Here is a 5293-nt window from a genome sequence, read left to right on the forward strand (position 1 = left end):
CTTAATATTGGGATTTTGAAATAGTTCACTCCATTCACATCCATCAGTTATACTATTGCCCAGCATGATGATTTCATTCGGGGTGTCCGGAAGCTTTTCAAATAACGTTAGCCGCTGATTGTAGTAGGTGCTAAAATTATTCTCTTGTGCAGAAAGCTGAAGAAGGTTGGACAAGAGTAAAAGTGAAAGGCAAATCTGTCTCATGGTTTCCTGGGTATCAATTATGGAAATAAACTCGTTTAAACGAGAACTCAATTAATCATTCTCTTTGTTGGCAGTGGTTGGTTTGAGTGTAAGTAGTTGAATCAGAACTGCTGCTGCCACCGGAATTGCGAGTAAAGCCATATCTCTTCCCAGATTCCCTGAATCTGTTGATTTGCCAAGCAACTCTGTTACAAATGCTCCTGCAAATACACCTGTTAAATTCATCAATCCGTAACCTGCTGCACGGTGTTTGGGTGATACAAACTGACAAAGGATGGGCATATTATTGGCGTCGAACATTCCATAGCCAATTCCGAAAATTACACCACCACCAACTACGCCTAAAATTCCATTTCCATATCCAAGTAGAAGTAATGATGGAATCATCAGGCTTAATCCGATTGCTCCTGTAAAGATTCTTCCGCGTAAATTTCTTGAAATCCATCGGTCAGCAAGTATTCCTCCTGAGATTACCCCAATAAAAGACGAAGCCGCAATAGTAATGGTAGCCAGTGGTCCGGCTTTTGACATGTCCATTCCTAAACTTTCAGAGAATAAGGTGGGTAACCAGTTTTTTGTCGCCCATCCCGGGAAACTGGGAGCGGCAAAATAAAACAGAATTACCCAAAAGCTCACAGTCCCGAGTAACATTCCAAGACTTTTTGAGATGGATGAAAATCCACTGATTTTTGCTGAATTGGTTGCTGAAGTTTGTACTGAAACAAAACGGTCTTTTTTCTCGCGAAGAAAGAAAACAAGAATTACGCTGTAAGCAATCCCCACTAATCCGAATGAATGAAAAGTAGTTTGCCATGAAAACTGGTGCGCAACCGTCGCTCCAAATCCGCCTATCGCCTGGCCAAAGTACAATCCGGTCATATGTATCCCAACTGCAAGCGATCGCGTTCCTTCTTTATGGTAATCGGCAATAAGTGCAAGTGCCGCAGGGATGTAGAGTGCTTCACTAATTCCCATCAAAGCCCGAAGTACGTATAAAACCTGAAAATTATTTGAATAGCCCATTGAAAGCGTAACGCCTGACCATACAGCTAAACTCCCAACGATTAACCATTTTCGGTTAACGCGGTCGGCAATTAAACCTGCAACGGGGCTCATCAAGGCGTATATCCACAAAAAAACAGCCATTAACCGACCAAAATTCTCCGCAGTTTCAAGCTCTTTAATATCAATCATCATCGATACTTTCATGGTGGATAGCATCTGGCGATCCATGTAATTGAGCAGAGCAACCACCCATAAAAGAGCAACTACAATCCAGGGGTATATCGATTTATTTCTAAGTTGATTCATTCGTTCAAGTTATTTGATGTCTGTTTATGTTTTGTCATTTATTTTTTCCAATGTTTTCCAAACCTGGAATAGTCCTCGCGGTACATGGAAACAGCCTTTCCATTTACCCCCTTTTAAAGGTAATAATACATCTCCTCTTCGGTCCAGGTATCCAAACCACTCACCATGATTCGGGTCTGCAAAATGCGACCAGGTGTAATCGTGTACTTTTTCAAACCAGTTTATACATTCCCGGTTTCCGGTAAGCTCATAACCTTTAATAAGGGTGATTAATGTTTCGATGTGTACCCACCAAAGTTTCTGGTCCCATTCGAGTTGTTGCGGCGGATTTCCTTTAATGTCGAGGAAATAGAAAATACCGCCATATTTTTCATCCCATCCGTATTTTAAGGTTCGTAAAGCAATATCAACTGCTTTTTGTGCGAGGTCAGGTCTTTTTAGCCTTTCCGATAAATCCATGATAAACCACATGGCTTCAATGGCATGTCCGGGATTTAGCAGACGTCCTTCGAAGGAATCCGAAAAGCTACCGTCGGGATTTACATTCTCCAGAATCAATCCGGAATCCGGCTGGTAGAAGATTTCCATTACCTCATATAGCACTTGATTAATGGTGCTATCCACCAAGTCGGACTCCAACAGGTGTTCGATTTCCAGCGACAGGTTGCAGAGAATCATCGGTAGCGAAAAGCCTTTTAACGGACGGGTACCGGATACAAGTTTATTGTAACTTCCTTTTGGATTGTCTTTTCGTTTTAGGATATTTTGGAAGGTATCTTTTGCAATTGAAGTAAATTCTTCATTGCCGGTAGCTTTGCCAAGCTGACCCAATGCCATGGTCGCAAAACAGTCAGAAAATATATTGTATGGCTGCACAAGCGGCTTGCCTTCGCGAGTTAATGAAAAGTACCAGTTTAGATTTCCGTCGTGCCCATATTTTTGAAGAAATGCAGCACCATTCAAGGCAATTTGCAGCCATTCCGGTCTTTGTTCTACTTCGTTGTAGAGTTTCGCAAACATCCAAACCTGGCGGGCTTGCAGCCAGATAAATTTGTCGGTATCAAACACGTTCCCCTCACGGTCTAAACAGGTAAAATAACCGCCACATTGTTTGTCGATTGAGTTGTTCTCCCAAAAAGGAATCACATTTGTGAGCAACTCATTTTTATATTTTTCGGATAAGAATTTAAGGTCCATCTTTTTCTGTTTTACTGCTTAAATTATTTCTTATTGGCCACTGAAAATTCGGCAAACGTAACTTTCTGAGTGCGCACACCAGGTTTGGTTTCTCCGTTGGGAACGTAAATCCGGTTACCGTCTTTTACCGCCAGGGTTGTTACCTGAGCCGGAAAAGGCAGTTCATCTATTTCAATACATTGTCTTGATAATGTGTTGTATAGAAATACCTGCCTGCTAAATCCCGGATGGCTTTCCAGGTGTTTAATTTTCTGTTCTATGATTTGCTGTTTTTGCTCCTGATTTTCAGCAGCTGCCGTAGCATTGATAAATTCCTCCGTTTTATTGTAGAGAAAACCGTTATCGCCACCCAGTAAAATAATGTGGTTTTTTCCTACGGCTGCACCTGTCCCGGCAGCAAGCGTTATCGAATTCATTTCATCACTGCTTATTTCTCCATCTATCTGCCATTTGTTTTTCGATGGTGAATATTTCCAGATTGAAGTATAGAAAGTTGTTAGTTCACCCTTTTTGTTGCGACCACCAAGCACATAAATGCAGTTTTCCGTACCATCCCACTGAGCTGCCACAACTGCGTTAGACACTGGTTTTGGTAAATCGGGAAGCTTTTTCCACTCCACTTTTTGGGTCGACATATCGGCACAATAAAACCTTGCCAGGTTTCCCTCAACCGCTGAACCTCCGGCAACATACACTACCGATCCTATAGTTGCAGCACCGCTATTTGAGATGGCCTCTGGAAAATCCGTAAGCGCACTGATTTCAACTTCTGTCTTGTTCAACTTCAGTTTAAAAACTTTCGAAAGTGGCCCGTCCTGATTTTCGCCTCCTATGCAAATAATTTCACCGTTTAATGATACACATGTAGAGTAGGCCAACGAAATAGGTAATTTTGCATTGGCGACTTTCCAAACGGCTTCATTCTCTTTTAGATTGAAGAAAAAAATATCATCGTAATAGGTTTTTGTTCCACCCTTCCAAGGCAGGGAATCCGGGAAATTTGAACCTCCTGCAACAATTAAAGTTTCTGAAGATATGCCAGCCAATGGACCTGCAAGCCCTTTTTGTTCCTGCTGATCGGTGGCTGGCGGTATATCTGGTAAACTTCCCCAATTGATCTTCATAGCTGTTTCTTTATCACCCGGGGTACATTGTAAAAAAATAATCCCCAGAAAGAGTAATACAAATAGGTTTACGATTGACTTAAAGCTTGCTGAACAGATCCTGCATTTGTAATCCCTGAACATCTTTTTCAAATTCCTGGTACGCTTCATTGCTCATATTTTTTACCGGCAAACGAAATTCCCCGCATTCAAAACCAATATACCGCATGTAGGCTTTTCCGGTTGCGATTCCTCCGTATTTTCCCAACAGGCGAATCATGTCGATTGATTGTTGCTGTAACTTACGTGCCATTTCAAAGTATCCGTTATCAAAGGCATCAATAAGCTGGTAGTAGAGTGGGGCGGCATAGTTAAATGTACTTCCAACTCCTCCGCGTGCTCCCAAAATCAATGCCGATAAAAGGTTCTCGTCACGCCCCCAAAGCATATCATATTTACCGTTTTCAAAGTTGATACAACTCTGAAAATCCATAAAATCTTCGTGGGTGTATTTAATTCCGGCAAGGTTTGGAATGGCAGTTGAAGCCACTTTCAAAAAGTCGTACATGGAAATGTTGCATCCTGTAAGCACCGGAATATGATAAAAGTAAACCGGCATTTGTGGAACTGCCTCCGCCACTTTAGCACAAAATTCAACCAGCGCTTTGGCATTTGCAGGTTTAAAATAATAGGGTGCGAGTAGTGCTATGGCATCCATCCCAATTTCTTCCGAGTGCCGGGCATTCTCGATGCATTCGGCATAACTGGTTCCGCCAACAAGGTTGATTATTTTTAGCTTGCTTTGTTTTGCTGCCAGAGCCCAATATTCAGCAATTTTCATCCTTTCTTTTTGAGTCAGAGAAACTCCTTCGCCGGTTGAGCCATTAATGAATGCGCCGCTTACCTCATTTTTTTCGAGAAGATCGTGATACAGAGGAATCCGGTCATAAAGAATATTTCCTTGTTTATCCTGTGTGGAAAATGGCGCTGCTATAAGTCCTTCAATTTTAGTAATCATGCTTTATTTGTTGGTTTTTAATGTGATTTCTGAATTGTATTTTAGTTGTTCTACCTCCTGAAAATTGCCATTACTTCCAGCAAGCGGAACGAACGTGAACATTCGTTTCCATGTATTTTCAGTTAATGGAATCTTCAATAGAACTTCATTCCACCCCTTTTCAAAATTGATGTATGTGGGTTCTCTGAAGAAATAATTTTCATCTGTAAAAGGTATTTCTTCAGAGCTGGATTCGAGGGCGGGTTGTTGCCAGTTTGGGGCATCAATTAGTTGATTATTAACCCAAACTTTCGGATCGGTATTGTGCCATTTCCCTTGTTTCGGGAATGGCCCTCCGCGTCTTCCCCCGGAACGTGACCAGTCGTGAAAACCAATCCATACACCTAATTTCTGGGCTTTTGGAGACCAAATGCGTGTGAAGGCATAATAAGTTCCATTGGCCTTTGGGAAATAGGACGGA

General features: G+C 41.8%; 4 protein-coding genes and 2 pseudogenes. All 6 read right to left on the minus strand.

Annotated elements, in window-relative coordinates:
* Nucleotides 1-204: pseudogene (locus tag ABZB17_RS20205) on the minus strand (sialate O-acetylesterase); the annotation flags it as partial.
* Nucleotides 205-255: 51 nt separating this feature from the next.
* Nucleotides 256-1515 carry an MFS transporter gene (locus ABZB17_RS20210; protein WP_372653022.1) on the minus strand — a complete coding sequence of 420 codons (1260 nt, stop codon included), beginning with the start codon at nucleotides 1513-1515 and terminating at the stop codon, nucleotides 256-258.
* Nucleotides 1516-1539: 24 nt separating this feature from the next.
* On the minus strand, nucleotides 1540-2712 hold the full coding sequence (locus ABZB17_RS20215) for an AGE family epimerase/isomerase (RefSeq protein ID WP_372653024.1): 1173 nt from the start codon (nucleotides 2710-2712) through the stop codon (nucleotides 1540-1542).
* Nucleotides 2713-2735: 23 nt separating this feature from the next.
* Nucleotides 2736-3836, minus strand: coding sequence for a kelch repeat-containing protein (locus tag ABZB17_RS20220; protein WP_372653026.1), 1101 nt, complete (start codon nucleotides 3834-3836; stop codon nucleotides 2736-2738).
* 79 nt (nucleotides 3837-3915) lie between these two features.
* Nucleotides 3916-4833 (minus strand): dihydrodipicolinate synthase family protein, encoded by a 918-nt coding sequence (locus tag ABZB17_RS20225; RefSeq protein ID WP_372653029.1) that lies wholly within the window; start codon nucleotides 4831-4833, stop codon nucleotides 3916-3918.
* A 3-nt stretch (nucleotides 4834-4836) separates the two neighbouring features.
* A pseudogene (locus tag ABZB17_RS20230) lies at nucleotides 4837-5293 on the minus strand (hypothetical protein); the annotation flags it as partial.

The sequence above is a fragment of the Draconibacterium sp. genome (assembly GCF_041583095.1).
Lineage (GTDB): Bacteria > Bacteroidota > Bacteroidia > Bacteroidales > Prolixibacteraceae > Draconibacterium.